Raw genomic sequence first — 1,527 nt, 5'->3', positions numbered from 1 at the left:
TTCAAGTGGCGCATCCGCCTTTGGGACGTGCACCCAGAACGCAAGTGGCGCGATGCGCCAATCGGGCTCATACGAGAAGCGAAAGCGCGAGTTCATGCAGTACGCAGGCTATGCGGCCTAACGTTTGACATGAGCGGCGGTTGGAGGCGGGCGCAGCCCGCTGGAAACCGTCCGCTCTATGGAAGGGTTAGGCCTCGCGGGCACGGCACCACTCGGAGTACGGGAGTTCACTCTTGCTCCAGCGGTGCTCATTGTGAAGCTCCATCTGCTTTTCGAAGCCAATGCGGCTTTGCTGTTCGGACCAAAACACCGCCTCAAGTTGCTCCATCGACTGCACGTACTGAACGCTGCGCTGGCGATTGAGTCGCCAGTTCTCTTTGCTTAAGGACACTGTTGGTGAAGTCGTTCTATCGGGAAGCATGCCGATCTGGAGGAAAACTTGTCGCAGGAGCGTGGCGGTGAAGCAGGAGAGCAATTCGTCGATGTCTTTGCTCTTCCTCGCGGCCTGCTCACCTCGAACAAGGTTCTCTGTGACTTCGCTCATCCATGTTGCATCGCGCACCTGAACGGACTCTCGAATGCTCACGCGAATTGCCTTGATTAATTTCAGAACGTGTTTGCGCCATGGACTGAGCGACGTTGTTTCCTTCAGCTCATACCATGCGTCACGCCCGAGCAGTTGTTCGATCGCGGACTTGAGCATGTAGCGATGAGCGAGATCGTGCTGGAGAGGCATCTTCTTCGGGGCCTAACGTTTGACAGGAGCAGCGGCGCAAAGTGGGCGAAGCCCGCTTTGGGACGTCCGCTCGATGGAGGGGGTTAGGCGTCACCAACCGGAGCGCCCCTGAGCACAAGCCGCGACACGCTGAGCACGCTGGACGCCTGTACCGTGCGACCAGTCCCCCATGAACCCGTTGGCCATGAAGTGTTGATACGCAGCCTGAACTTGAATCAGCGGCGCGTTTCTGGCAGCCCAACAATCGGCTTCAAACTCGGCTTGCTGAGGATGCGTAGCACGAATCGGATGTCCCAGGTTCACGTGGCCGTATTCGTGTGCTCGGAAGAAGTTGCATACCAGGGGGCCAAGTTGCTGGCAGTAAATTGGGTTGAAGACGATCGCGACTTGGCCGTTGATGACGGTCGTGATGGCAATGTCGCTTATGCGAGTATCCGGAATCTCCGGCACAGCCCATGCGTTCAGCGTCGCTAGCTCCAGCGAGACAATGGCGATTAGCTTCTTCATCACGCAATCCCTCCTGAAATGGTCTAGCCAGAATCATGCAATGAGTATGGGATCGTATACGTCCGTAGAACTGATGAGAGTTCGACGACGAGCACTCTTGCCGGTGACGCTTAACGTTTGACATGAGCGGCAGTTGGAAGCGGGCGCCGCCCGCTGGAAATCGGGAACTTGCACCGCTTTAGTTGACACATGCTTGCAGGCCCTGCCGCTGTTCAAAGGCAGCCGGAGGGAGGTATCGCAGCGACGAGTGAAGTCGCTGCTGGTTGTAGAACGTGATGTAGCTG

The 1,527-nt window shown here is 57.2% G+C and carries 2 protein-coding genes; both read right to left on the bottom strand.

Annotation, left to right across the window (positions count from 1 at the left end; all coding sequences use genetic code 11):
* Window positions 1-187 precede the first annotated feature (187 nt).
* Window positions 188-736: a hypothetical protein gene (locus tag DZC73_RS29510; protein WP_124543981.1), complete on the bottom strand. Its 549-nt coding sequence runs from the start codon at window positions 734-736 to the stop codon at window positions 188-190.
* Window positions 737-826: 90 nt separating this feature from the next.
* Window positions 827-1,243 (bottom strand): hypothetical protein, encoded by a 417-nt coding sequence (locus DZC73_RS29505; RefSeq protein ID WP_124543980.1) that lies wholly within the window; start codon window positions 1,241-1,243, stop codon window positions 827-829.
* Window positions 1,244-1,527 lie beyond the last annotated feature (284 nt).

It is taken from the genome of Rhizobacter terrae (genome assembly GCF_003852895.1).
Classification (GTDB): domain Bacteria; phylum Pseudomonadota; class Gammaproteobacteria; order Burkholderiales; family Burkholderiaceae_C; genus Albitalea; species Albitalea terrae.
The sequence above is the reverse complement of the archived record's forward strand: the minus strand, read 5'-3'. Positions and strand labels throughout refer to the sequence as shown.

What these genes read in the sequence shown, in the direction of transcription:
- DZC73_RS29510 (WP_124543981.1), bottom strand. Translation starts at nt 736, where the DNA reads ATGCCTCTCCAGCACGATCTCGCTCATCGCTACATGCTCAAGTCCGCG.
- DZC73_RS29505 (WP_124543980.1), bottom strand. Translation starts at nt 1,243, where the DNA reads ATGAAGAAGCTAATCGCCATTGTCTCGCTGGAGCTAGCGACGCTGAAC.